Raw genomic sequence first — 22,508 nt, forward strand, 5'->3', positions numbered from 1 at the left:
CTCGGGATGTCACCCATCCACCTTCAGAGCCGCGATGAACGCCTCCTGCGGAATGTCCACCTTGCCGAACTGGCGCATCTTCTTTTTGCCCTCCTTCTGCTTCTCCAGAAGTTTGCGCTTTCGGGTGATGTCGCCGCCGTAGCATTTGGCGGTGACGTCTTTGCGTAGGGCGCGGACGGTTTCGCGGGCGATCACTTTGCCGCCGATCGCCGCCTGGATCGGGATCTGGAACATGTGCGGCGGGATCAGTTCCTTCATCTTCTCGACCATGGCGCGGCCGCGGCCTTCGGCGCGCGTCCTGTGCACCAGCATCGACAGCGCGTCGACCGGCTCGGCGTTGACGAGGATCTGCATCTTGACGAGATCCGCCGGCTTGTAGTCGGTGAGGTGATAGTCGAACGAGGCGTAGCCCTTCGATACGCTCTTCAGCCGGTCGTAGAAGTCGAACACCACTTCGTTGAGCGGCAGGTCGTACTTCACCATCGCGCGGGCGCCGACGTAGGTCAGCTCTTTCTGATTGCCGCGGCGGTCCTGGCACAGCTTCAGCACCGAGCCGAGATACTCGTCGGGGGTCAGGATGGTGGCCTCGATCCACGGTTCCTGGATCTCGGCGATCTTGACCACGTCCGGCATGTCGACCGGATTGTGGATCTCCATCTCGGTGCCGTCGGTCAGCTTCATCTTGTAGATCACGCTCGGCGCGGTCGCGATCAGGTCGAGATCGAACTCGCGGCTGAGCCGCTCCTGGATGATCTCGAGGTGCAACAGACCGAGGAAGCCGCAGCGGAAGCCAAAGCCGAGCGCGGCCGAGGTTTCCATTTCGAACGAGAAGCTGGCGTCGTTCAGACGCAGCTTGCCCATCGCGGCGCGCAGCGTTTCGAAATCGTCGGCGTCGACCGGGAACAGGCCACAGAACACCACCGGCACGGCAGGCTTAAAGCCCGGCAGCATGTCGGTGACCGGCTTCTTGTCGTCGGTGATGGTATCGCCGACGCGGGTGTCGGCAACTTCCTTGATCGCGGCGGTAATGAAGCCGACCTCGCCGGGGCCGAGCTCTTCGACATTGACCATCTTGGGCGTGAAGTAGCCGACGCGCTCGACGTCGTAGGCGGCGCCGGTGCCCATCATCCGGATCCGCTGGCCCTTCTTGAGCACGCCATCGACGACGCGCACCAGCACCACGACGCCGAGATAGACGTCGTACCAAGAGTCGACCAGCAGTGCCTTCAGGGTCGCGTCGCGATCGCCCTTCGGCGGCGGCAGACGCTTGACGATCGCCTCCAGCACGTCGGGGATGCCGAGGCCGGTCTTGGCCGAGATCATCACCGCGTCGGAGGCGTCCAGCCCGATCACATCCTCGATCTGCTGCTTGATCTTCTCAGGCTCGGCCGCCGGCAGGTCGACCTTGTTGAGCACCGGGACGATTTCGTGGTTGGCGTCGAGCGCGTGATAGACGTTGGCCAGCGTCTGAGCTTCGACACCCTGCGAGGCGTCGACCACCAGCAGCGAGCCCTCGCACGCCGCCAGCGACCGCGACACTTCGTAGGCGAAGTCGACGTGGCCGGGCGTGTCCATCAGATTGAAGATGTAGTCCTTGCCGTCCTGCGCCCGGTAGGTCAGGCGCACGGTCTGCGCCTTGATGGTGATGCCGCGCTCGCGCTCGATGTCCATCGAGTCCAGCACCTGCTCCTTGCCGGCCATTTCGCGGTCGCTAAGCGCGCCGGTCATCTGGATCAGACGGTCGGCGAGCGTCGACTTGCCATGGTCGATATGGGCGACGATGGAGAAGTTGCGGATATTGTCGATGGGGACGGTTGTCATGGCGGCCAGATAGCATCGCGACTCAGGCCCGGCAAGGCGAACGGAAGCCGCAACCTCCCGAAAAACCGCCAGTTTTGCCGCGCTTGACGTGGCCGGTGGAAGTGGATGATGTCCGCCGCGCTACGCCTCAAGCCCAGGGCCCGGATGTCCCCTCCCTCCACCCCCCGCCGCCCCTTCGCTCCGCTGACGCGCTGGCTCGATGCCCTGCTCGATCCCAAGCGGCAGGAGCTTACCGTTATCTGGACCCTGCTCGCCTATATGGCGGTGTGGACCGCGTATCGGATCATCGCCACCTGGCCGCGCGATCTGCACGCCGACGAGACCGAGCTGTATGGCTGGTCGCGGCATCTGGCGCTCGGCACCGACAAGCATCCGCCGTTCTCGGCCTGGGTGGCGCGCGCCTGGTTCACGCTGGTTCCGCCGTCCGATCTGTCGGTCCACCTGCTGGCGACCGCCAATATCTCGCTAACGCTGTACATCGCCTGGCGGACGATGCGGCGCTACATGGACGCCGAGAAGTCGCTGTTCGGCTTGGCGCTACTGACGCTGATCCCGTTCTTCAATTTCATCGCGCTGAAATACAACGCCAATGCGGTGCTGCTGCCGCTGTGGGCGCTGACTATCCATTGTTTTCTGCGCGCGCTGGAAAGCCGTGCCGCGATGTGGGCGGCGCTCGCCGGCATGTTCGCCGGCGCCTCGATGCTGGGGAAATACTGGTCGATCGTGCTGGTCGTCGCGCTCGGGCTGGCGGCGCTGATCGATCCGCGGCGCGGCCGGTTGTTCGCCTCACCGGCGCCGTGGCTGATGATCCTGTGCGGCGGCCTGGTGCTGGGGCCGCATATCTGGTGGCTCGCCGACCACGGCTTTCCGACCTTCGCCTATGCGGCCGCGCACGAGTCGGCGGATTTGGCCGATAACCTGCGGGATACGCTGACCTATCTGCCCGGCGCCGTCGCCTATGCGGCGGTGGCGCTGATCACCGCCGCGGTGGTGCTGCGGCCGTCGCGCGCGGCGCTGGCCGACATCGCATGGCCGGCTGAGTCGGAGCGGCGCACCATCCTGCTGATCCAGCTCTTGCTGCTCGTGGCGCCGATGCCGGTCGCGCTCGTCACCGGTATCCGCATCGTGCCGCTGTGGGCGATGCCGGCCTACACGCTGCTGCCGGTCGTGCTGCTGGCCTCGCCGCTGATCGCGGTCGGGCGCGAGGCGGTGCGGCGCGGGCTGATCGTCGCCTCCGCGGTGTCGCTCGGCTCGCTGGCGCTGTCGCCGGTGGTGGCGCTGGTGATCCACCTCAGCGATCCGCCGGGACCGTTCGAATACGCCTCGCTGCTCGCCGACCATGTCGACCGTGAATGGCGCCGGCACAGCGACGAGGCGGTGCCGCTGGTCGCCGGCGAAACCGTGCTGGCCGAGAATACCGCGTTCTACCTGCGCACCGACACGCTGGGCTTCGAAACCGCCGATCTTGCTGTGCTGAAGCAGCGGGCCGCGGCGCGCGGCGCCGTGCTGGTGTGTCCGGCCGAGGACAAGGGCTGTATCGCGACCGCCGAGCAGATCATCGCCGGCCAGCCGCAGATCCTGCGCGGCAAGGTGTGGCTGAGCCGGCCGCTGTTCGGACAGCCGGGCGGGCGGGTCAGCGACGTTTTCTTCCTGGTGCTGCCTTCGGGGGCGAGCGCGAAATAGCGGGGAGTTGCCGCCGGTGCGGCGGCCCGGCCGGCCGGCGTGGCGGCGGCGCTATTCTTCTTCGCCGAACTTCGAGCCCATCAGCTCGGTGATCGCATCCAGCGCCTGGCGCGCTTCGGGGCCGCTGGCCGAGACGGTGACGGTGGTGCCGATCCCCGCCGCCAGCATCATCAGGCCCATGATCGAGGTACCGCCGACAGTCTCGCCGTTGCGGGTGACCCAGACCTCGGCATTGAAGCGCTCGGCCATCTGCACGAACTTGGCCGAGGCCCGCGCATGCAGGCCGCGCTTGTTGATGACCGGGATCTCACGGGAAATCTTATCGCCGGAAGCGCCGGAGGCTTGGTCCGGTGCGGAACCGGGCTGAGGCGCGTCGATCGTCATTTACCGGCCAATACCCGACTGGCGATGGTGACATATTTGCGTCCGGCCTCCTGGGCCAGCGCAATCGCCTCCGGCAGCGAGCGTTCCTCGCGGACTTTGGCGAGCTTCACCAGCATGGGCAAATTAATGCCGGCAAGCACTTCGACTTTCGGCCGGCTCATGCAGGAAATCGCCAGGTTGGACGGCGTGCCCCCGAACATATCGGTCAGGATCGCGACGCCCTCGCCGCTGTCGACGCGGTTGACCGCCTCGATGATGTCGCTGCGGCACAGATCGGCGTCGTCCTCGGCGCCAATCGTGACGGCTTCGATTTGTTGCTGTGGCCCCATCACGTGTTCCAGCGCTGCCTTGAACTCGTCGGCAAGGCGCCCGTGGGTCACAAGTACCAGACCAATCATCGGAAACTCCTCGCGGGTGCTTGTGGTGCACCGCGCGAACCGGTCACTTTGACCATCCAGAGCCCCTATGCAAGGGGGTCTTCGCGATTCTCCGTCGAAGGCAAGGCGCTGAGGAGCTGCGGCGGGGCCGTTCAGTGACGATTGTGTGGCTGATATAGTTACCAAATCGCTGCGAACAAACCTCCAATCAAGCGTCCTCCTCCGCGGCGTCGGTTGTTGTCAGCGCCGCCACTACCAAGGGTAGCGGATCGTAGCCGGCCCCGACCGGAACCCGCGGCAATTGGACGCCGCCGATTTCGGTCCGTCGTGCCGCCGCCTCCGGCATGCGCGACGCATCCGCGGCGTCCAGATCGACCACCAGACCGGCGACGGCGCAGGCGGCCGAAGCCGTGCGCCGCAGGCCGAGACCGCGGATTTCGATCATGCCGGCGAGCTCCGGCACCTGACGAACCGTCACCCGTCCCTGTTCGGGTTCCATGAAGACACGGTCGTCGCCAATAAGTTCCACCGGCGGGATTTGGCCGGCACGGCCGGCGAGGATCAGCGCCCAGGCCAGCCGTGACTTGCCGGAGCCGGACGGGCCGCGAATCACCACCGCCAGGTCCCCGACCTTCACGGCGGAGGCATGGACGGTGCGCGGCACAGCTTCGGTCATGTCGCCGGCAGCCGGACGATGAAGCGGGCGCCGGCGATGGTCGGTTCGCCGTCCTCGCCCCGCGGGCTGACCCGGTTCTCAGCCCAGATCTTGCCGCCATGGGCTTCGACGATCTGCTTGGAGATCGACAGGCCGAGGCCCGAATTCTGGCCGAAGCCCTGGTGCGGCCGGTCGGTGTAGAAGCGCTCGAAGATCTTCTCGAATGCGTCGTCGCGGATGCCGGGGCCCTCGTCCTCGACGATGATCTCGATCTCGGTCTTGCGGCGGCGGCACAGGATGCGGACCTTGCCGCCTTCGCGCGAGAACGACTGCGCGTTCGACAGCAGGTTGGAGATCACCTGGCCGAGCCGGGAGTCGTGGCCGGGCACCGAGAACTGATCGGCCGCCGGGCCGTCGAATTTCACCTCGACCAGCGCGTTGTGGCCGAGCCGGGTCTCGTTGGCGACCAGCGTCAGCGTCGTCAGCAGCCGGCGCAGATCGACCTGCGCGGCGTCCTGGCGCTGCAATTCGGCGTCGAGCCGGCTGGCATCGGAAATGTCCGAGATCAGCCGGTCGAGCCGTTTGACGTCGTGTTCGATCACGCTGAGCAGCCGCGCCCGGCTGTTGTCGGTCTTGGCCAGCGGCAGCGTTTCCACCGCCGAGCGCAGCGACGTCAGCGGGTTCTTCAATTCGTGGCTGACATCGGCGGCGAACCGCTCGATCGCCTCGATGCGGTTGTAGAGCGAGTCCGTCATGTCGCGCAGCGCGCCGGACAGATGCCCGATCTCGTCGCGGCGCTTGGTGAAATCCGGGATCTCGACGCGGGCGCGGATGCGGCGTCGGACCCGCTCGGCGGCGTCGGCGAGCCGGCGCACCGGGCCGGCGATGGTCGAGGCCAGCAGCACCGAAAGCACGAACATCACTACGGCGGCGACGCCGAACACTTTGAGGATCGCGAGCCGTTCGGCGGTGACCATCTGGTCGATGTCGTCGCCCTGGGTCGACAGCATCAGCGAGCCGTAGATCGCGCGGAAGCGCTGCACCGGCACCGACACCGAGACGATCACTTCGCCGCGGTCGTTGATCCGCACCATGCTGCTCTTCTGGCCCTTGAGCGACTGCGCGACTTCCTGATAGCCGTTGCCGTTCTCCGGGCCGAGCTCGCGATACAGCGGCAGGTCGCCGCGATTGAACCAGGTGCGGATCGCGATCATCGCCCGCTCGACGATGCCGGGCTTCTCGGCGGTCGGCGGCGGCAGCTCGAACCGCATCACGTCGCCGCGGCCATACAGGCTGCGGCTATCGAGGATCAGCACGCCGTCGCGATCGTAGATCCGGGCGCGGGTCTTGGTCGGCGAGATCAGCCGCCGCAGCACCGGCGCGACGCGCTCCGGATTGATCGGGAAATCCAGTACCGCATATTCGTCCGGCGGGCCGTAGCTCTCGCCGGGCTTGAGGTCGAGCAGCCGGTCGGGATCGATGGTGATGGTGTTGGTTTCGACCGTCGCCGAGGCGGCGATCGCGCCGGCGATGATTTCGGCCTGCACCAGCAGGCTCTGGGCGCGGGCGTCGATCAGGCCGGCGCGGAATTGCGACAGGTACAGAATGCTGGTCGACAGCGCGAGCAGGCCGGCGAGGTTCAGCGACAGAATCCGCCGCGTCAGGCTCGAGAAGCTGAGCGTGAAGAAGAACTGACCGGTGCGGCGCACCCAGTCGAGCGGCCGCGGCCAACGACCGTGCACCGGAGTCTCATCGTGCACCGAGGAATCATCGTCGGTGTCGCGGACATCTGGATCAGGCGAGGTGCGATCTAGCAATGGCCATCAGCCCGATGGTTACCGACACGCGCACAGCGCGCGTCGCGGATTGTAGCGCAATGCAGCGACATCGTCAGCCGCAGCGCCGGCGGTATGCCGCCCCGATCAGATTTCCTTGAAACGATAGCCGACGCCGTACAGCGTCTCGATCATCTCGAACTCGTCGTCGACCGCCTTGAACTTCTTGCGCAGCCGCTTGATGTGGCTGTCGATGGTTCGGTCGTCGACATAGACCTGGTCGTCATAGGCCGCGTCCATCAAGGCATTGCGGCTCTTCACCACGCCGGGCCGGGTCGCCAGCGCCTGCAGGATCAGGAATTCGGTGACCGTCAGCGTCACCGGCTCGTTCTTCCAGGTGCAGGTATGGCGCTCCGGGTCCATCCGCAGCGGGCCGCGGTCGAGCGCCTTGGCGTCGTTCTCCTTCGGAGCCGCCGCCGGGTCCTTCGGCGCCGAGCGCCGCAGCACCGCCTTGACGCGCTCCACCAGCAGCCGCTGCGAGAACGGCTTCCGGATGAAATCGTCGGCGCCCATTTTCAGGCCGAACAGCTCGTCGATCTCCTCGTCCTTGGAGGTGAGGAAGATCACCGGCAGGTCGGACTTCTGCCGCAGCCGGCGCAGCGTTTCCATGCCATCCATCCGCGGCATCTTGATGTCGAGGATGGCAAGGTCGGGCGGCGTGGTCCGGAAGCCGTCGAGCGCCGAGGCGCCGTCGGTATAGGTCATGATCCGGTAGCCTTCGGCTTCCAGCGCGATCGAGACCGAAGTCAGAATGTTGCGGTCGTCGTCGACCAAAGCGATTGTAGGCATGAGGCTTCTTTCCGAAACGGCGTGGCGAGACAGCGAAACGATTCGGCGATCCGCGGTGTGAGGTGGCCCAGAAAGCACAGTCAACGAGCAATGCAAGCTGGGCTGAAATGTGGCCGGTTCCGAATTCGCGCGATCGGGCCAAGCCGGCCCTGATATATGCCGCTTTTTCGGGCTGCAAAGGGCCCAACCTGCCAATCCTTGGCAGGAACTGAACTCAAATCGACAGGTGTTCGATGCAGCCGACCCCCGATTTCAGCGCCCCCAAGCTCGCCAAATCGCTGCTGCGCCGCCGCCGCGAGGGCGCGCTCGCGACCCTGATGGAAAAGGACGGTGCGCCGTATTGCTCACTGGTCAATCTTGCCAGCCATCCCGACGGCTCGCCGCTGCTGCTGATCTCCCGGCTTGCGATCCACACCCGCAACGTCCTGGCCGACCCGCGGGTATCGCTGATGCTGGATGAGCGCAGTGCCGGCGACCCGCTCGAGGGTGCGCGGATCATGTTGGTCGGCAAGGTCGTTGCGGCGCGCCCCGACGAACTGCCGCTGTGGCGGCGGCGGTATCTCGCGGCGCATCCCGGGGCCGAGGGCTACATCGACTTTGCCGACTTCTCGCTGTTCAAGATCGAGAGCTCGGGGCTGCATCTGGTGGCCGGGTTCGGCCGGATCCTCGACCTTTCGCCCGACCGTTACTTGACCGATCTGACCGGCGCAGAGGCGCTGCTCGAGGTGGAGGCTTCAGCGGTCGAACACATCAATGCCGATCATCCAGATACAATGAAGTTGTACGCAACGCAGCTACTCGGCGCCGGCGAAGCCGACTGGCGCTGCACCGGCATCGACCCTGAAGGACTCGATCTGCAATGCGAGCGTGCAACCCTGCGGCTCGACTTTCCATCTCGCGTGGAAAACTCTGTTGCATTGCGGGACATGCTGAAACGCATGGCTGACATTGCCCGCAAAACGGAATGACTTGAGCCAGCGCAATGTCGCTCGGCGGTAAACGAAATAATGCCGGCCGGGTTGGCAAACCCCTCGTTCGCCACTATTCAGTCGCCCCACTGGATCAGGGCGGTATATATTGACGTTACCGCGGCCAGTGATGCGCGTTGGCGGCAATCGCGCGATCGAGACAACGCGGATTCGAGGAGGATCTATTCGTGCAAGAGACGGGCGTGCATAACGGTGCTTACGGCACCGACAAATTCGGCCTCAAAAATCTCAAAGGCGTGTACTGGAACTTCGGTGCACCTCAGCTCTATGAGCACGCCCTGAAGAACGGCGAAGCGGTGTTGTCGTCGGATGGCGCGCTTGTCGCGGACACCGGCGTGTTCACCGGTCGCAGCCCGAAGGACAAGTTCACGGTTCGCGACGCCACCACCGAAAACACCATGTGGTGGGGTGGTAATCAGTCGATCACCGCCGAGCAGTTCGAGACGCTGTATCAGGACTTCCTCAAGCACGCCGAAGGCATGACCCTGTTCGCGCAGGACCTGTACGGCGGCGCCGATCCGACCTTCCGCATCAAGACCCGCGTTTACACCGAGCTCGCCTGGCACTCGCTGTTCATCCGCACGCTGCTGCGCCGTCCCGAGCGCGCCGAGCTGGAGAACTTCGTTCCCGAGCTGACGCTGATCGATTTGCCGAGCTTCCGCGCTGATCCGAAGCGCCATGGCTGCCGCTCCGAAAACGTCGTCGCGATCGACTTCGCCCGTAAGATCGTGCTGATCGGCGGCACTCAGTACGCCGGTGAAATGAAGAAGAGCGTGTTCACCACGCTGAACTACTACCTGCCCGAGAAGGGCGTGCTGCCGATGCACTGCTCGGCCAACGTCGGTCCGAATGGCGACACCGCGATCTTCTTCGGCCTGTCCGGCACCGGCAAGACCACCCTGTCGGCCGATCCGAACCGCACGCTGATCGGCGATGACGAGCACGGTTGGGGCAAGGACGGCGTCTTCAACTTCGAAGGCGGCTGCTACGCCAAGTGCATCAAGCTGTCGGCCGAGAACGAGCCGGAAATCTACGCCGCCTCGACCCGCTTCGGCGCCGTGCTCGAGAACGTCGTGCTCGGCGACATCGACCGCAAGCCGGACTTCGACGACGGCTCCAAGACCGAGAACACCCGCTCGGCCTATCCGCTGGAGTCGATCCCGAATGCGTCGCTGACCGGCCGCGCCGGCCAGCCGAAGAACGTGGTGATGCTCGCCGCCGACGCGTTCGGCGTGATGCCGCCGATCGCCAAGCTGACCCCGGCGCAGGCGATGTATCACTTCCTGTCGGGCTACACCGCCAAGGTGGCCGGCACCGAGCGTGGCGTCACCGAGCCGACCCCGGAATTCTCGACCTGCTTCGGCTCGCCGTTCCTGCCGCGCGATCCGTCGGTGTACGGCAACATGCTGCGCGAGCTGATCGCCAAGCACAATGTCGACTGCTGGCTGGTCAACACCGGCTGGACCGGCGGCATCTACGGCACCGGCCACCGCATGCCGATCAAGGTCACCCGCGCACTGCTGACCGCGGCGCTCGACGGCAGCCTGCGTAACGTCGAATTCCGCACCGATCCGTATTTCGGCTTCGCGGTCCCGACCGCGCTGCCGGGCGTGCCGAGCGAAATCCTCGACCCGGTGAAGACCTGGGCCGACAAGGCGGCGTTCGATACCACCGCCCGCAAGCTGGTCGGCATGTTCCAGAAGAACTTCGCCAAGTTCGAAGCGCAGGTCGACGCCGAAGTCCGCGCCGCCGCGCCGGACGTCAAGATGGCCGCCGAATAAGCACGCTGGCGATCGAACGAAATACGAAGGGCGGCCCGCAAGGCCGCCCTTTTTCTTGCCCGTATGCCGAACGCCCGGCAGCGACGATTACTTCAGCGACGCGGTCTTGCCGGTGGCGATGGTCGTCACCGCGCCGTCTTCGAGGCTGATCCGATAGACTTCGCGCAGCACGTTGCCGGCAAAGCCGAGCTCGACGATCGACACGGTTTTGAAGGTGGCGTCGATGCCGTCCGGCAGGATCTGGTTGAACTCCTTGGCGGCCTGATTCATCTGCGCCTGCAGCTCCGGCGTGAACCTGGCCATGCTGTAGACCAGCGTGGTGTGCGGATTGTGCGAGCGCAGCTCCTTGCCGTCCTTGACGACGTTGACGCCGCTGACGCCGACGGTCCGGACCAGATCCTTGGCGGCGTCGCCCATCGCCCCATAGACCGGGCCGGTGCAGCGCGGCAGCGGGCCGTCGCGCAGCGGAGTCAGCGCCGCGGTCGCGGTGGTGTTGAACGCCATCATGTCGTCGAAGCTCTTGCCTTCTTTGACAACACCGAGGTCGAACCACCACGGACGGCCGGCGCCTTTGGCGGCTTCGGTGGTGTAGAACGTCTTCAGCTTGACGGTGAGCACCGGCGGCAGCTTCGGCATCGCCGCCAGCATCTTCTCCGGCGTCGCCGGATCGGCGCTGTGGACGTGCACCACGGTGACGTGCGGGATGTTGAACATCTGCGCTTCGGTGTCGAGCTTGGCGTTCAGCAGCTTTTCTTTCAGCGGCCCGCGGATGGTACTGTCGAGCACGTCGTTGACGTTCTGCGGCAGCGTGTAGACCAGGCCGAAGGTGCGAGCGTGATCGCGGAATTCGGATTTCGACAGCGCGCTGTTGTCGATCGTGCCATCGGCGGCAGCGGCGGCAGCGGCGGCGCCGGCGGAGACCGCCACGGCGATGAGCGCGGAAGTAATCGAAGTCAGCAGGGTGTGGCGCATGAATTGGCCCTTGGTGGGAACTGAACGGAGGCGATGCGATCGCGCCGACGCGGTCCCGATCGGGCGCGATGTGCGATCCGCATCAGGCGGTCGATGACGAGACATCGACTGCGAATTACCGATGCAGCATGACAGTGCTGTTGCAGACGGCCGGCCGCGGCCTGAGGCGCACTGTCGCAGATCGGCGCGACTGCGCGCTCGATCTGTGCGATGGACGACAGAATGGCCGCAACGTCGCCTCGTTTCTCTTGATACATATCGCGCAAACATCTGCGTAGTAGGTGATGAATGATCGATCGGCGTGAATTGATGAAGACCGCGACGGCACTCGCCGGCTTAAGCCTGTTCGGCGGTTCTGCCGCGCTGGCAGCCGACGCACTCGCCGATAGGTGCGCGCGGCTCGAAGCCGGCAGCGGCGGCCGGCTCGGCGTCGGCGTGCTGGACACCGCCAGCGGGCGCATGATCGGTCATCGTCTCGACGAGCGGTTTCCGATGTGCAGCACCTTCAAGGCGCTCGCCGCCGGTCTCGTGCTGGCGCGGGTCGACCGTAAGCAGGAAAACCTCGACCGCCGGGTCAGCTATGCGAAGTCGGACCTCGTCACCTATTCGCCGGCGACCGAGAAACACGTCGAGGGCGGCATGACGATTGCCGAGCTGTGCGAGGCCGCGATCACGCTGAGCGACAACACCGCCGGCAATCTGTTGCTGGCGAGCTTCGGCGGGCCGGCCGGGCTCACGGCGTTCGTCCGATCACTCGGCGACGAGGCCACGCGGCTCGATCGCATCGAAACGGAACTCAGCCAAGCGCTGCCCGGCGATCCGCGCGACACCACCTCGCCGCGTGCGATGGCGCAGACTCTGCGCGCGCTCACGCTGGGTGACGCCCTGTCGGCGACGTTGCGCGCGCAGCTGATTGCTTGGCTCAAGGCCAACACCACCGGCGGCACCCGCCTGCGCGCCGGCGTGCCGTCCGGCTGGGCCGTGGCGGACAAGACCGGCACCGGTGACAACGGCACCGCCAACGACATCGCCGTGTTCTGGCCGCCGCAGCGTGCGCCGCTGATCGTCACGGTGTATCTCACCGGCGCGACGGTGGCGCGCGATCAGCAGAACAAGATCATTGCCGATGTCGGCGTCGCGGTGGCGGACGCCCTGCGCGGCTGAGCCGCGCGAGGCGCGGACGAGCCCGGCCATGACGGCAACTGATGAAAATAACGCGCTCGAAACAGCCGCCGAGCGGCATCCGCGAGCGCGATGCCTCAGCTTCGCTTGGCCGTGCCGGTGACGAGCTGGGTCTGGCCGGTGGCCGGATCGGTGACGACGTTGCGGATCGAGGCGGTGTCGTTCTTGCCGAGCGCGAACTTGGTATCGCCAATCCGGAACGAGCCGTCCTTGATCAGCACGCTCTGATACTTCACCGTGCCTTCGCTTTGATACTTCACCTGCGCGCGGAAGCCCTGCACGTCGGAGACGGTGATCGAGAACTTCTTGGTGTTCGAATAGGTGCCGGTCCAGGTGCCGTTGTAGAGCGCCGGATCGACATTGACGTATTTGGTCTTCGACGGCGTCTGCAGCGCCGCGGACGTATAACCCGACGCCAGCACGCTCATGATGTCAGCCATCGCGCGGCTCCCATAACGAATCTCGCCCGGGCACTCCACACCCGGCGGGTTAACAGTGTGTTAAGGATTGGCGCGTCGGTTGGCCACAGGCCCTGCGCCCGCGATGCGAGCGCGCAAACAAAAACCCCGCCGGCGAGGGCGGGGTTCGTAGCTTTCGGTCTATCGCGGCGTGCGATCAGTGCGCGGCTTCCAGCGCCGCCTGCTCCTGGCGGGCGATGGTGCCCTTGACGGCGCTCTGCACCTTCTCGAACGCCCGCACCTCGATCTGGCGCACGCGCTCGCGCGACACGCCGAACTCGGCGGCCAGGTCTTCCAGCGTCATCGGCTCGTCGGCGAGGCGGCGGGCCTCGAAGATCCGCCGTTCGCGCGGGTTGAGCACCTGGATCGCGCCGTTCAGCGCGGCCCGGCGCTGGTCGAGCTCTTCGTGCTCGGCCATCACGGCTTCCTGGCTCGGCGACTGATCGACCAGCCAGTCCTGCCATTCGCCCGGCTCGCCATCGTCACGGATCGGCGCGTTGAGCGAGGCGTCGCCGCCGAGGCGGCGGTTCATGTCGACCACGTCCTGCTCGGTGACGCCGAGACGGGTCGCGATCAGCTTGACCTGGTCGGGATGCAGATCACCCTCGTCCAGCGCCGAAATCTTGCTCTTCGCCTTGCGCAGGTTGAAGAACAGCTTCTTCTGGTTCGCGGTGGTCCCCATCTTCACAAGTGACCACGAACGCAGGATGTACTCTTGAATCGACGCCTTGATCCACCACATCGCGTAGGTGGCGAGGCGGAAGCCCTTCTCGGGCTCGAACCGCTTCACCGCCTGCATCAGGCCGACGTTGCCTTCGGAGACGACTTCGGAAATCGGCAGGCCATAGCCGCGGTAGCCCATCGCGATCTTGGCGACGAGGCGAAGGTGGCTGGTGACGAGTTGATGCGCCGCGTCGCGATCACCGTGTTCGCGCCAGCGCTTGGCGAGCATGTACTCTTGGCCGGGCTCGAGCATCGGAAACTTGCGGATTTCCGCAAGGTAACGAGCGAGGCCGGATTCTCCGTTAAGGACCGGGAGCGTAGCAGCACGGGCCATTCAGCGCCCTCCAATTGGGTTTCAGGCCCCCGACAGCGGGCGGCCAGGCAGGCGGATCGCTGTGTCAAAGCCGACCGGCCTGCGATGTTCCGCGTTGGGCCATCCCAACGCACCTGCAATATACAATACGTTAGTCGCGCAAGTTTAGTTACGGTCTTGTCACGTCGTTGTTACGCCGCAACAACGCGGTGAAATGATTTATGTTTTCTGACTTCGCCGCGTCATTCCGTCGCGATCAGCGCGGCCTGAAGATGGGCCAGATCGGCCGGCAGGGGCGATTCCCAGGTCAGTACCTCGCCGCTCGACGGGTGCTCCAGCGTCAGCAAATACGCGTGCAGCGCCTGCCGTCCGAGCTCCGATAGCGCGCGCCGCGCCGCCGGGGCGAGCTGGTTCGCTTTGGTCTTGAAGTGCGGCCCATAGACGTCGTCACCCAGCAGGGGATGGCCGAGGTGGGCGAGATGGACGCGGATCTGGTGGGTCCGCCCGGTCTCGAGCTGGCAGGCGATCAGCGCCGCGACCGGCTTGCCGTCCTTGCCGGCGAAGTTCTCCAAGACCTCCCAATGGGTGATCGCCTCACGGCCGCCCTGGCGCACCGCCATCTTCTCCCGCGCGTGCGGGTGGCGGTCGATCGGGGCGTCGATGGTGCCGTATTTGCGGCCCGGCCCCCCCAGACGAAGGCGAGGTAGCCGCGGCGCAGTTCCCCGGTGCGGCCGTGGTCGGCGAATTGCGCGCTCAGCGACTGGTGCGCCTTGTCGTTCTTGGCCGCCACCATCAGGCCGGTGGTATCCTTATCCAGGCGGTGCACGATCCCCGGCCGCCTCACCCCGCCGATCCCGGACAGCGACGCGCCGCAATGCGCGATCAGGGCGTTGACCAGGGTGCCGGTCTCGTGCCCGGCCGCCGGGTGGACCACCAGCCCGCGCGGCTTGTTCAGCACAATGATGTCGGCGTCCTCATAGACGATGTCGAGTGCGATCGCCTCGCCGGCCGGCTCGGCCGGGACCGGCGGCGGCACGTCGATTGTGATCGTCTCGCCCGGGGAGGCGTGATAAGCGGGGTCGCGGACGGGGTTGCCGGCGATCGCCACCCGGCCGTCGAGGATCAGCGCTTTCAGCCGCGACCGCGACAGCTCGGGGCAACGCGCCGCCAGCACGCGGTCGAGCCGCGGCGAGCCCTCGTCGCCGGCCACCACCACATTCACGGGATTTTCCGGCGTTTCGCCCACAACCGCACCTTCCAAAACAGCCGCCTTCAAACAGAGATTCGCATGACCGACACCGCCACGCCCGACCCCACCCCCGAGCAGGCCGCGCTGTTTGCGCGGGTGCGGCGGATGATGCTGATCGCGGGCCTGACCACGACGCTGGCGGTGGCCGCGGTGTTGATCGCCATCGGCTATAAGCTTTTCCGCGCCGAGGGAAGCGCGCCGGCCGCCACCGAGCATACCCTGCGGCTGCCGAAGGGCGCCCGCGTGGTCTCCACCGCCTCCGCCGGCGACTATGTGGTCGTCACCCTCGACATCGGCGGCGCCACCGAGCTGCGCACCTTCGAGGCCAAAACCCTGAAACCGACCGGCCGCCTGACCTTCGCGACCGAACCGTAGGCGGATGCGGGAGAAGCCGTTCGGGCACCGTTCGATTGGTGAGCCGACCGCTGCCCCATCAAAGCCGTCATGGCCGGGCTTGACCCGGCCATCCACGCCACAGGCACGGACATTTCTTGTCGATGGATGCCCGGGTCGAGCCCGGGCATGACGGATTTCGGAAAAGCCCGCCCCCCGATCTTGCGGCGGCGCGGTTTCGCGGCTATTGGTTCGGCCCTCACGCTCCCTTCGTCTAGCGGTTAGGACGCGGCCCTCTCAAGGCTGAAACAGGGGTTCGATTCCCCTAGGGAGCGCCAGTGAAATTGCCGTTGAGCACTATTGCCGACGAGCAATAGGTGACTGTGCACACCCTCGCGCTCTTCCCAATAGAAGCAGGCAACGGCCGTGACGTGCCCGTTGTGGATGTTCCGGCTGCGAAAAGTCGCGTGAATGTCTGCACGATTCCAAACGAAACCGATTAGGAAAGCGGATGAGGGCAAGTCGAAGCCGATCAAGAACCTGTTCGTAATGCCGTAGCCGCAACGTGGCCTTCGCGTCGGCCAGATCGTTTCCCCCGATTTTTCGGCGCTCAACTTAGGGGAGAATTGTCATCTGCCTTCCCCAAAAGTACGCTTTGGCCTTCAGCTAGGGGAAAGGCTTTGGATGCCAGTGTCACTGCCATACTTGGCGAGCAACAAGAACGTTGACGCCCTGTTTACGCGGATCGCATCGGCAGCGGTCCCACCTAAGTTCAATCGCGAATTTTTGGAGACGACCGTTGGGCTGAAAAGTACTAACGACCGGCAGATGATTCCCCTAATGCGTAACCTGGGATTTCTGGATCAAGCGAATACGCCTACCGCAACCTATCCGCTGTTGAAGGGCGCCGATCGAAAAAGAGCGTTGGCGGATGGCATACGGAAAGCATACGAGCCACTGTTCAAGGCGGACGAAGGTGTCTGGGAGTTGCAAGGGGACTCCTTGAAGAGATTAATCGCTCAGATCGCGGGGACAGATGACGATGCTACGGGACGGATCGCCGCCACCTTCTCATCCCTCACTAGAGCAGGAGATTTCAAGGCGAAGCCGACGCTTCAGGGCGAGACTAAAATAGCTAAGGATGAGACCAAGGGCGAAGCTCATCATCCGAAAGACGATCGGGCATCGCGCAACCGCGTGGATGGGCTCCGCACGGAATTCCAGTATGTCATTCAAGTCCAGTTGCCATCAAACGGCACAGAAGAAACGTACCTAAACATCTTCAACGCCATCCGCAAAACGTTCCAATGACCAATCTCGATGCGACAGCGGCTCTATTCCTCATGCTCGGGCAGGCCGCAGAGAAGGTGGTCGCCAAGATTGAGCATGTCGTTCCGCAGGACGCCCTTCTGCTGTCTGCGGAATATGATTTGGCCGAAATCGTGCCCGAGAAAGTCCGCCGCGCAGCTGATGCCGCGACGTCATATAAGCTCTTTTTTGTTTTCGAAGACTTTCTGAGAGAGCTGATCGTAGCAGTCCTAACGAAAGACGGAGCATCAAATTGGTGGGAGAAGGTGCCGCCCGACGTTCAACAAGAAATCACCAAGCTTGAGCAGACTGAGGAAATGAAGGCATGGATGTCGTTAGGCTCACGAGATAAATCGGCGCTGATGACACTGCCGCAATTGCTGAAGGTTATCGAGCATACGTGGAAAGAAGGCTTCAATGATCTCATCCGAGACAGGGGCCTAATCCAAGAGGCTCGATTACTTGTGCATCTGCGGAATACGATATGCCACATGAGCGAAATATCATCTGAGGAAGCCGATCGCATCCGTCAAACAATGCGAGATTGGTTCCGTGTCATAGCTCCGTAGCCTCGGCAGCCGCTGCTATCTATTCGGTCAAGGCGATGTGCAGCTGCCGGGATCACTTGCCTGGAGTGCGCCTCAAGGGGACATCGGTGCTTCCAAACTATCGACTACCCTCTTAGGTTTTCGTTCGGCGTTCGGCGCGGTCGAGTAGGTAATTCTGTGCCCCGCTTTGCGACGTCGCGCTGCTATGTTTGTCCGGCAAATGGAGGACAGTGAACGACAAGGATAGAACCGAACGTTATCATAAGGCAGCCGTTTCGCGGCTATTCCTCTGATCCTCTCGCTCCTTTCGTCTAGCGGTTAGGATGCGGCCCTCTCAAGGCTAGAATAGGGGTTCGATTCTCCTCGGGAGCGCCATTCGCGTTCGTACGTTTGGCTACGAAGTGTGAAATTTACTGTCTTCTGCAGACTGCGCGAAAAACACCATTGTAATATTTGTCCGTGCCGAACGTTAGGCCTGCCTCGTCCGGCTGCGTGCAACGGGTCTCGTTCCCATAGGGCCCGTTCCCCCGACAATAGAACTCGCGAACTGTCCACATGCCGATTGAGCTTTCAAAGCTTGCCGATTCGCCGGTAGTTTCAAGATCCTCTTCCGAATCGCACTTCGGTTCAGCTCCCGTGCCAATTAAGCCGTAGAAAGCATAAGGTCTAATACGAGGTGCTGCTATGGCCCAATAATATCCGGGTCCCGTGTTTTTGTTGCAGGCCACAGCCCAGAACTTCCCAGCCTGATGTGCGATGGTTCTAAATGCTTCACATGACATCGGCCTATCTTCAGATGGTCTCGCCTGTTCCGAGTGTTCCCTGCTTCGAGGCATACTCTCACTTTTAGGGAGCGAGATTTTTGTAGCATCGTCGGCTGTTACGGCGGTATCTCTGCTCAAGCTAAGGCACCATTCTAGCGAAAAAGCGTGGCAGATAATCCTCGCTAGCGCGCCGCCAACGACGTCATCGAGACCTTTTCCGGTAAATCCTTTGAACAGAAGCCAGCAGATACAGTAAAAGATGGCGAACGAGGTGGTTGAGTATTTTAGCCAAGGCGGCCACGACCTATCCTGCTTCCAGGCGAGAGGTAGTCCGGCAAGGAATATAAGGACGAGTGCTTCGATCAATTCCGGAGCGTATCGCATTGCATTCCCGCAATAGGGAGGTCGAAATAAAAACTGTCAGTTCATCATAATCAAATGACAGGCGCGAATTGTTCTTGAAGTATGTCAAGTTGCTTTCTAGTCCGAAGGTATTTTGATTTTGTGTTTTCGATGCGTAACTCGTGATGAAAGTCCGGATAGTTACATCTGTGCCGGTTCAGAGTTGTCTCGGGAGGAGTTTAGAGGCTTTGCTCGTTCAGATGCAGCTCACCTCAAGAAGCGGAGAGGTGCTAGCGCTCAGGGGATGCGTCTATTGATAGGGAGCGCCAGTCTCGTTCAAATATCCGAACACCTGCCCTCGTGACGTGCGTTCCAGTGCTCACGGCCGCGTTCGGCTTCCCGCTCAATTCCCGCCGCTACTACCGGTGCCTGATCCGCCGCCACCGGCCGCGAGAACACGTAGCCTTGCACGAAATCGCAGTCGAACGCGGTGAGCAGGTCGACTTCGGCGTGGAGTTCGGCGCCTTCGGCGACGACGCTCATGCCGAGGCCGTGCGCCAGCGCGATGATGCCGCCGAGCAGTTTGCACTTCTCCGGCACGGTGGCGATGCCGTCGACGAAGGTGCGGTCGATCTTCAGGCGATTGAACGGCAGGCGTGTCAGATAGCCGAGCGACGAATAGCCGGAGCCGAAATCATCGAGCGCGAGCTGGATGCCGAGCTTCGACAGCGCTGCGAGCGTCGTGCTGACCTTCTGCTTGGTATGATCGACGAACAGATTTTCGGTCAGCTCCAAGCACAATAGCTCCGGCGGCAGACCGGTCTCGGCCAGCACCGTGGCGACGACTTTCTCGAAATCGCCGTTCCAGATCTGCGCCGGAGACACGTTCACCGAGATGGTCCGGGCCGGCAGTCCGGCGTCGAGCCAGCCGCGCATCTGCTTGCAGGCATCGCGCAGCACCCAATGGCCGAGGTCGACGATCAGGCCGGTGGTTTCCGCGATCGGAATGAACTCCGCCGGCGAAATCGGTCCGCGCTCGGGATGGCTCCACCGCAGCAGCGCCTCGAAACCGATCACGCGCCCGGTCTTGAGATCGATCTGCGGCTGATAGTGCGTATTGAGCCCGCCGCTGTCGACGGCATGGCGCAGACGCCGGCCGAGGTCGAGCTTCTGGTCGACCGCCTCGGCATACATCGGCTCGAACAGCTGCGCCCGGCCGCGCCCGGCTTCCTTCGCCATGTAGAGCGCCAGGTCAGCGTTGCGCGAAGCCTTCTCGGCGGTGGCGCCATGCTCTGGTAACAGCGCGATGCCAATCGTGGCGCCGATGCAGGCTTCGCCTTCGGCGAGCTCGACCGGGACCGATAGTTTCGCGATCAATCGATCAGCAAGCGCAGTCGGCGCTTCGCCAGATGGATTCGGACTGTTTGTCAGCACCGCAAATTCGTCGCCGCCGATCCGGGCAATAAAGGCCTGCGGATCCAGCTCCCGCCGCAACACTCTGGCGACGTGAATCAGCAGGCTGTCGCCGGTGGAATGGCCGAGCGAATCGTTGACCTCCTTGAAGCGATCGAGGTCGATCAGGTAGAGCGTGTGCTGTCCGTGCTCCGAGAGCTGGTTCTCGAAAAGATCGGCGAGTTTGCGTTTGTACAGCGCGCGATTAGCAAGGCCGGTCAGCGGGTCCGTATAGGCGAGCTGCTCCAGCCGCCGCTCCGCTTCCTTGCGATCGGTGACGTCTTGCGCGGTGCCGATCAGGCCGATGACCGTCCCGTTCGAAATCTCCGCCTTGCAGATGATGGCCAGATCGCGCGGCGCGCCGTCGGTGTGCAGAATCCGGATGTCGGTGGCTTCCGTCGTGCTGGTGCGGAGCACGCGCTTCTGGATCTTCAGCAGGCGGGCGGCGTCGTCATCCAAAAAGAAAGGCTCCGTGCCTTCATAGGTCGGTTCGAACGCATCGGGCTCCAGGCCGAGCAGCTGATAGAGTTCGGGCGACCACACGGTCCGGCCGGTGTCCAGCCGATGCGTCCAGGTTCCGATCCGGCCGAGCCGATGCGCCTCTTCCAAGGCTCCGGTGCGTTGGTCGAGCAGGGTTCTGGCGGCGGCGAGCTGGGTGATATCACTCGCGGTGCCGCGATAGCCCAGGAATGTGCCGTCATCGGCAAAGATCGGCTTGCCGCTGGTGGAGATAATGATCCGCGAGCCGTCATTGCCGATCGATGTGTAGACGAAGTCGCGGAACGGGCGATGGGCTTCCATGTCTGCCTGGTGCAGCGCCATGGAGGCGGCTTCTTCGGGGGCGTAAGCGAGCTCCCATCGGGCCCGTCCGCCGGACGCGACGGTCTGCAGCGCCGCATTGCCGTCGAGTGATTTCGGGTAGGGAAGTAACCGATGATCGGGGCCGGACTCCCAACACCAGTCCGACGCGGTGCTGACGAAATCCGCCAGACGCTGCTCGCTCACGGCGAGCTGCCGGAGGGCGGATGTTTCAGGGGTCGCATCGCGAACGATGCCGAACACCCGCTGCACCTGACCGTTCGCATCGAACTCCGGTTCGCCGTGCACGACGCAATCGAGCGGACGACCGTCAGGCTTGATCAGTTTGGTTTCCACCGCAAACGGCCGGCCCTCCGTCCAGCACGCGGTGTAGTGAGCCTGCAGAATCGCGTGGCTGTCGGTGAGGTCATGATCGTGAGCCGGCGTGATCGCGATGGAATCGTCGGGCGTTTCGGCGTCGTAGAGGGAGGCGAATTCGGCCGACATCCAGAAGTCGGTGGCGGCGGCGCTGTGCGACTCCCAATACGCGGCGCGTGCCATCCGCATCGCGCGACGCAGCGACCATTCCTGATGCCACCCCCGCGGTTCTCGTGGGTATGGCTGCCGCAATGACACTCCACGAACGGCCATCTCTCACCACCCAAGACGAACCCTCACCAGGGTACAGTCGTAGCATGGCGCCGGTCGGCGTCAGAGCGAAAGTTCCAACGAGATCAGAGTGTTCGCTATCGTGGTGTAATTTGCGTGAACCGAACTGGGAACCTGCCGGGCCGCTGCCAGTCTGATCGAAAACGGAACTTCGGGTTCCGGTGTTGTCGTGGAAGTGCGCAGGTCACAATGCTCCTAATAGGTCTCCTCGTGGTCCTCCAGCCGCCGCGGTGCAGACCACGTCCGCAGTGATCACCTGTCATCTCGTATTCGGCTGCCGGCAGCGACGGCCGGTTGAGGATCAGCGCAGCGCGGCCACCGACGCAGCTTCGCTGGTACACAATCGGAAGATCACGAATTTCTCGATCAGGATCGATTTCTGTTCGATCTGCTGCCACGAGAACCCTGCTTCCTGCGCCCACGCTCTCAGCAGCGGGATGTTGGAATCGGAGGACAACAGCAGCAGCATCTCGCCACCGGCCGCGAGGTGCCGGCGCGCCGAGCCGAACAGGTCGCGGAGATGGCAGTAACCCGGGCCGGCGACCCAGGCGTGGTCGGCGATATCGACCGGCTCGCCCGCGAAAGACGGCGGGCTGGAAATAATCAGGTCGAATCTTTCATCCGGAGTGACCGCCGAAAATAGATTCGACAGCCGCGCCTCGACGCGATCGGCGACGCCGTTGGTTGCGGCGTTGATCCGGGCGGCGTGCACCGCGTTGGGATTGATGTCGAGCGCCACCACCTTGTCGGCGCCGGCCAGCGCGGCCGACAGCGCCAGAATGCCGGACCCGGTGCCGATCTCGACGGCGCGCTTACCTCGCAGGTCGAGCCGCCGCAGATGCGCCGCGAACATGCCGCTGGTGACGAATACGCCGGGATGAAACACCGACGGCGGCACCTCGAGCACGACGTCGCCGACGCGGGTCCGCCGGGTGCGCTTGCTGGAAAGAATGAAGGTGTGGGACGCCCAGTGGACGAATTTGCGGAACAGGGTGCGAGGCAGCGAGTAGCGGTCGGCCGTGGCTGGGCCACGCAGCGCTGAATCCGTCAATGTTTCCCCCCGCTTTGAGCCTGGTCGGGCGA

The 22,508-nt window shown here is 63.9% G+C and carries 18 protein-coding genes, 1 tRNA gene and 1 pseudogene; 8 read left to right on the forward strand and 12 right to left on the reverse strand.

Annotated elements, in window-relative coordinates; translation table 11 throughout:
- Positions 1-9: 9 nt before the first annotated feature.
- The gene (gene lepA, locus LRC39_RS01795) at positions 10-1,821 is read right to left on the reverse strand and encodes a translation elongation factor 4 (protein ID WP_346296148.1); all 1,812 of its coding nucleotides are present in this window, start codon (positions 1,819-1,821) and stop codon (positions 10-12) included.
- 144 nt (positions 1,822-1,965) lie between these two features.
- Here lepA and LRC39_RS01800 point away from each other — a divergent pair, with 144 nt between their 5' ends.
- Complete coding sequence (locus LRC39_RS01800) at positions 1,966-3,504, forward strand: glycosyltransferase family 39 protein (RefSeq protein WP_346296149.1); 1,539 nt, start codon at positions 1,966-1,968, stop codon at positions 3,502-3,504.
- Between the two features lie 51 nt (positions 3,505-3,555).
- Here the strand turns inward: LRC39_RS01800 and LRC39_RS01805 are convergent, their stop codons facing one another.
- The 5 genes from LRC39_RS01805 to LRC39_RS01825 form a co-directional block, all read right to left on the reverse strand.
- The gene (locus tag LRC39_RS01805; protein ID WP_107353926.1) at positions 3,556-3,888 is read right to left on the reverse strand and encodes an HPr family phosphocarrier protein; all 333 of its coding nucleotides are present in this window, start codon (positions 3,886-3,888) and stop codon (positions 3,556-3,558) included.
- Positions 3,885-4,286 (reverse strand): PTS sugar transporter subunit IIA, encoded by a 402-nt coding sequence (locus tag LRC39_RS01810; RefSeq protein ID WP_011155923.1) that lies wholly within the window; start codon positions 4,284-4,286, stop codon positions 3,885-3,887. Before LRC39_RS01810 ends, LRC39_RS01805 begins: the two co-directional genes overlap by 4 nt.
- 187 nt (positions 4,287-4,473) lie before the next feature.
- A complete protein-coding gene (locus tag LRC39_RS01815) occupies positions 4,474-4,941 on the reverse strand; it encodes an HPr kinase/phosphorylase (protein WP_346296150.1) in 468 nt (155 codons plus the stop codon).
- Positions 4,938-6,737 carry a sensor histidine kinase gene (locus tag LRC39_RS01820; RefSeq protein WP_346296151.1) on the reverse strand — a complete coding sequence of 600 codons (1,800 nt, stop codon included), beginning with the start codon at positions 6,735-6,737 and terminating at the stop codon, positions 4,938-4,940. Before LRC39_RS01820 ends, LRC39_RS01815 begins: the two co-directional genes overlap by 4 nt.
- 105 nt (positions 6,738-6,842) lie before the next feature.
- A complete protein-coding gene (locus LRC39_RS01825) occupies positions 6,843-7,544 on the reverse strand; it encodes a response regulator transcription factor (protein WP_011155926.1) in 702 nt (233 codons plus the stop codon).
- A gap of 233 nt (positions 7,545-7,777) precedes the next feature.
- Between LRC39_RS01825 and LRC39_RS01830 the strand changes: the two genes are divergently transcribed.
- Both LRC39_RS01830 and LRC39_RS01835 read left to right on the forward strand, forming a co-directional pair.
- Positions 7,778-8,512: a HugZ family protein gene (locus LRC39_RS01830; protein ID WP_164572003.1), complete on the forward strand. Its 735-nt coding sequence runs from the start codon at positions 7,778-7,780 to the stop codon at positions 8,510-8,512.
- A 188-nt stretch (positions 8,513-8,700) separates the two neighbouring features.
- Positions 8,701-10,314: a phosphoenolpyruvate carboxykinase gene (locus LRC39_RS01835; RefSeq protein ID WP_346296152.1), complete on the forward strand. Its 1,614-nt coding sequence runs from the start codon at positions 8,701-8,703 to the stop codon at positions 10,312-10,314.
- A gap of 87 nt (positions 10,315-10,401) precedes the next feature.
- Here LRC39_RS01835 and LRC39_RS01840 read toward each other — a convergent pair whose 3' ends face one another.
- Positions 10,402-11,286, reverse strand: coding sequence for a hypothetical protein (locus LRC39_RS01840; RefSeq protein WP_346296153.1), 885 nt, complete (start codon positions 11,284-11,286; stop codon positions 10,402-10,404).
- Between the two features lie 288 nt (positions 11,287-11,574).
- On the opposite strand from LRC39_RS01840, the gene bla reads away from it, so the two are divergent.
- Positions 11,575-12,450: a class A beta-lactamase gene (gene bla / locus LRC39_RS01845; protein WP_346296154.1), complete on the forward strand. Its 876-nt coding sequence runs from the start codon at positions 11,575-11,577 to the stop codon at positions 12,448-12,450.
- 95 nt (positions 12,451-12,545) lie between these two features.
- Here bla and LRC39_RS01850 read toward each other — a convergent pair whose 3' ends face one another.
- The 3 genes and pseudogenes from LRC39_RS01850 to LRC39_RS01860 form a co-directional block, all read right to left on the reverse strand.
- Positions 12,546-12,908, reverse strand: a complete 363-nt coding sequence (locus tag LRC39_RS01850) for a hypothetical protein (RefSeq protein WP_107342593.1) — start codon at positions 12,906-12,908, stop codon at positions 12,546-12,548.
- Between the two features lie 175 nt (positions 12,909-13,083).
- The gene (gene rpoH, locus LRC39_RS01855; protein WP_107342595.1) at positions 13,084-13,983 is read right to left on the reverse strand and encodes an RNA polymerase sigma factor RpoH; all 900 of its coding nucleotides are present in this window, start codon (positions 13,981-13,983) and stop codon (positions 13,084-13,086) included.
- A gap of 221 nt (positions 13,984-14,204) precedes the next feature.
- Positions 14,205-15,342, reverse strand: a pseudogene (locus LRC39_RS01860) (RluA family pseudouridine synthase).
- On the opposite strand from LRC39_RS01860, the gene LRC39_RS01865 reads away from it, so the two are divergent.
- From LRC39_RS01865 to LRC39_RS01880, 4 genes are all read left to right on the forward strand, one after another.
- Positions 15,251-15,586 (forward strand): hypothetical protein, encoded by a 336-nt coding sequence (locus tag LRC39_RS01865; protein ID WP_012494099.1) that lies wholly within the window; start codon positions 15,251-15,253, stop codon positions 15,584-15,586. The pseudogene LRC39_RS01860 and the gene LRC39_RS01865 overlap by 92 nt on opposite strands.
- A 221-nt stretch (positions 15,587-15,807) precedes the next feature.
- A tRNA-Glu gene (locus tag LRC39_RS01870) sits at positions 15,808-15,882 on the forward strand.
- Positions 15,883-16,228: 346 nt separating this feature from the next.
- Positions 16,229-16,855: a DUF5343 domain-containing protein gene (locus LRC39_RS01875; protein ID WP_346296155.1), complete on the forward strand. Its 627-nt coding sequence runs from the start codon at positions 16,229-16,231 to the stop codon at positions 16,853-16,855.
- Positions 16,852-17,421 carry a Swt1 family HEPN domain-containing protein gene (locus tag LRC39_RS01880; RefSeq protein ID WP_346296156.1) on the forward strand — a complete coding sequence of 190 codons (570 nt, stop codon included), beginning with the start codon at positions 16,852-16,854 and terminating at the stop codon, positions 17,419-17,421. The genes LRC39_RS01875 and LRC39_RS01880 overlap by 4 nt, the downstream gene beginning before the upstream one ends.
- Positions 17,422-18,842: 1,421 nt before the next feature.
- On the opposite strand, the gene LRC39_RS01885 is transcribed toward LRC39_RS01880, so the two are convergent.
- Together LRC39_RS01885 and LRC39_RS01890 are read right to left on the reverse strand one after the other, a co-directional pair.
- Complete coding sequence (locus LRC39_RS01885) at positions 18,843-21,407, reverse strand: sensor domain-containing protein (RefSeq protein ID WP_430624916.1); 2,565 nt, start codon at positions 21,405-21,407, stop codon at positions 18,843-18,845.
- Between the two features lie 319 nt (positions 21,408-21,726).
- Positions 21,727-22,476 (reverse strand): 50S ribosomal protein L11 methyltransferase, encoded by a 750-nt coding sequence (locus tag LRC39_RS01890; RefSeq protein ID WP_346296158.1) that lies wholly within the window; start codon positions 22,474-22,476, stop codon positions 21,727-21,729.
- Positions 22,477-22,508 lie beyond the last annotated feature (32 nt).

It is taken from the genome of Rhodopseudomonas sp. P1 (genome assembly GCF_039642825.1).
GTDB classification, from domain to species: Bacteria; Pseudomonadota; Alphaproteobacteria; order Rhizobiales; family Xanthobacteraceae; genus Rhodopseudomonas; species Rhodopseudomonas palustris_H.

What these genes read in the sequence shown, in the direction of transcription:
- lepA (WP_346296148.1), bottom strand. Translation starts at nt 1,821, where the DNA reads ATGACAACCGTCCCCATCGACAATATCCGCAACTTCTCCATCGTCGCC.
- LRC39_RS01800 (WP_346296149.1), top strand. Translation starts at nt 1,966, where the DNA reads ATGTCCCCTCCCTCCACCCCCCGCCGCCCCTTCGCTCCGCTGACGCGC.
- LRC39_RS01805 (WP_107353926.1), bottom strand. Translation starts at nt 3,888, where the DNA reads ATGACGATCGACGCGCCTCAGCCCGGTTCCGCACCGGACCAAGCCTCC.
- LRC39_RS01810 (WP_011155923.1), bottom strand. Translation starts at nt 4,286, where the DNA reads ATGATTGGTCTGGTACTTGTGACCCACGGGCGCCTTGCCGACGAGTTC.
- LRC39_RS01815 (WP_346296150.1), bottom strand. Translation starts at nt 4,941, where the DNA reads ATGACCGAAGCTGTGCCGCGCACCGTCCATGCCTCCGCCGTGAAGGTC.
- LRC39_RS01825 (WP_011155926.1), bottom strand. Translation starts at nt 7,544, where the DNA reads ATGCCTACAATCGCTTTGGTCGACGACGACCGCAACATTCTGACTTCG.
- LRC39_RS01830 (WP_164572003.1), top strand. Translation starts at nt 7,778, where the DNA reads ATGCAGCCGACCCCCGATTTCAGCGCCCCCAAGCTCGCCAAATCGCTG.
- LRC39_RS01840 (WP_346296153.1), bottom strand. Translation starts at nt 11,286, where the DNA reads ATGCGCCACACCCTGCTGACTTCGATTACTTCCGCGCTCATCGCCGTG.
- bla (WP_346296154.1), top strand. Translation starts at nt 11,575, where the DNA reads ATGATCGATCGGCGTGAATTGATGAAGACCGCGACGGCACTCGCCGGC.
- LRC39_RS01850 (WP_107342593.1), bottom strand. Translation starts at nt 12,908, where the DNA reads ATGGCTGACATCATGAGCGTGCTGGCGTCGGGTTATACGTCCGCGGCG.
- rpoH (WP_107342595.1), bottom strand. Translation starts at nt 13,983, where the DNA reads ATGGCCCGTGCTGCTACGCTCCCGGTCCTTAACGGAGAATCCGGCCTC.
- LRC39_RS01865 (WP_012494099.1), top strand. Translation starts at nt 15,251, where the DNA reads ATGACCGACACCGCCACGCCCGACCCCACCCCCGAGCAGGCCGCGCTG.
- LRC39_RS01875 (WP_346296155.1), top strand. Translation starts at nt 16,229, where the DNA reads ATGCCAGTGTCACTGCCATACTTGGCGAGCAACAAGAACGTTGACGCC.
- LRC39_RS01880 (WP_346296156.1), top strand. Translation starts at nt 16,852, where the DNA reads ATGACCAATCTCGATGCGACAGCGGCTCTATTCCTCATGCTCGGGCAG.
- LRC39_RS01885 (WP_430624916.1), bottom strand. Translation starts at nt 21,407, where the DNA reads ATGGCCGTTCGTGGAGTGTCATTGCGGCAGCCATACCCACGAGAACCG.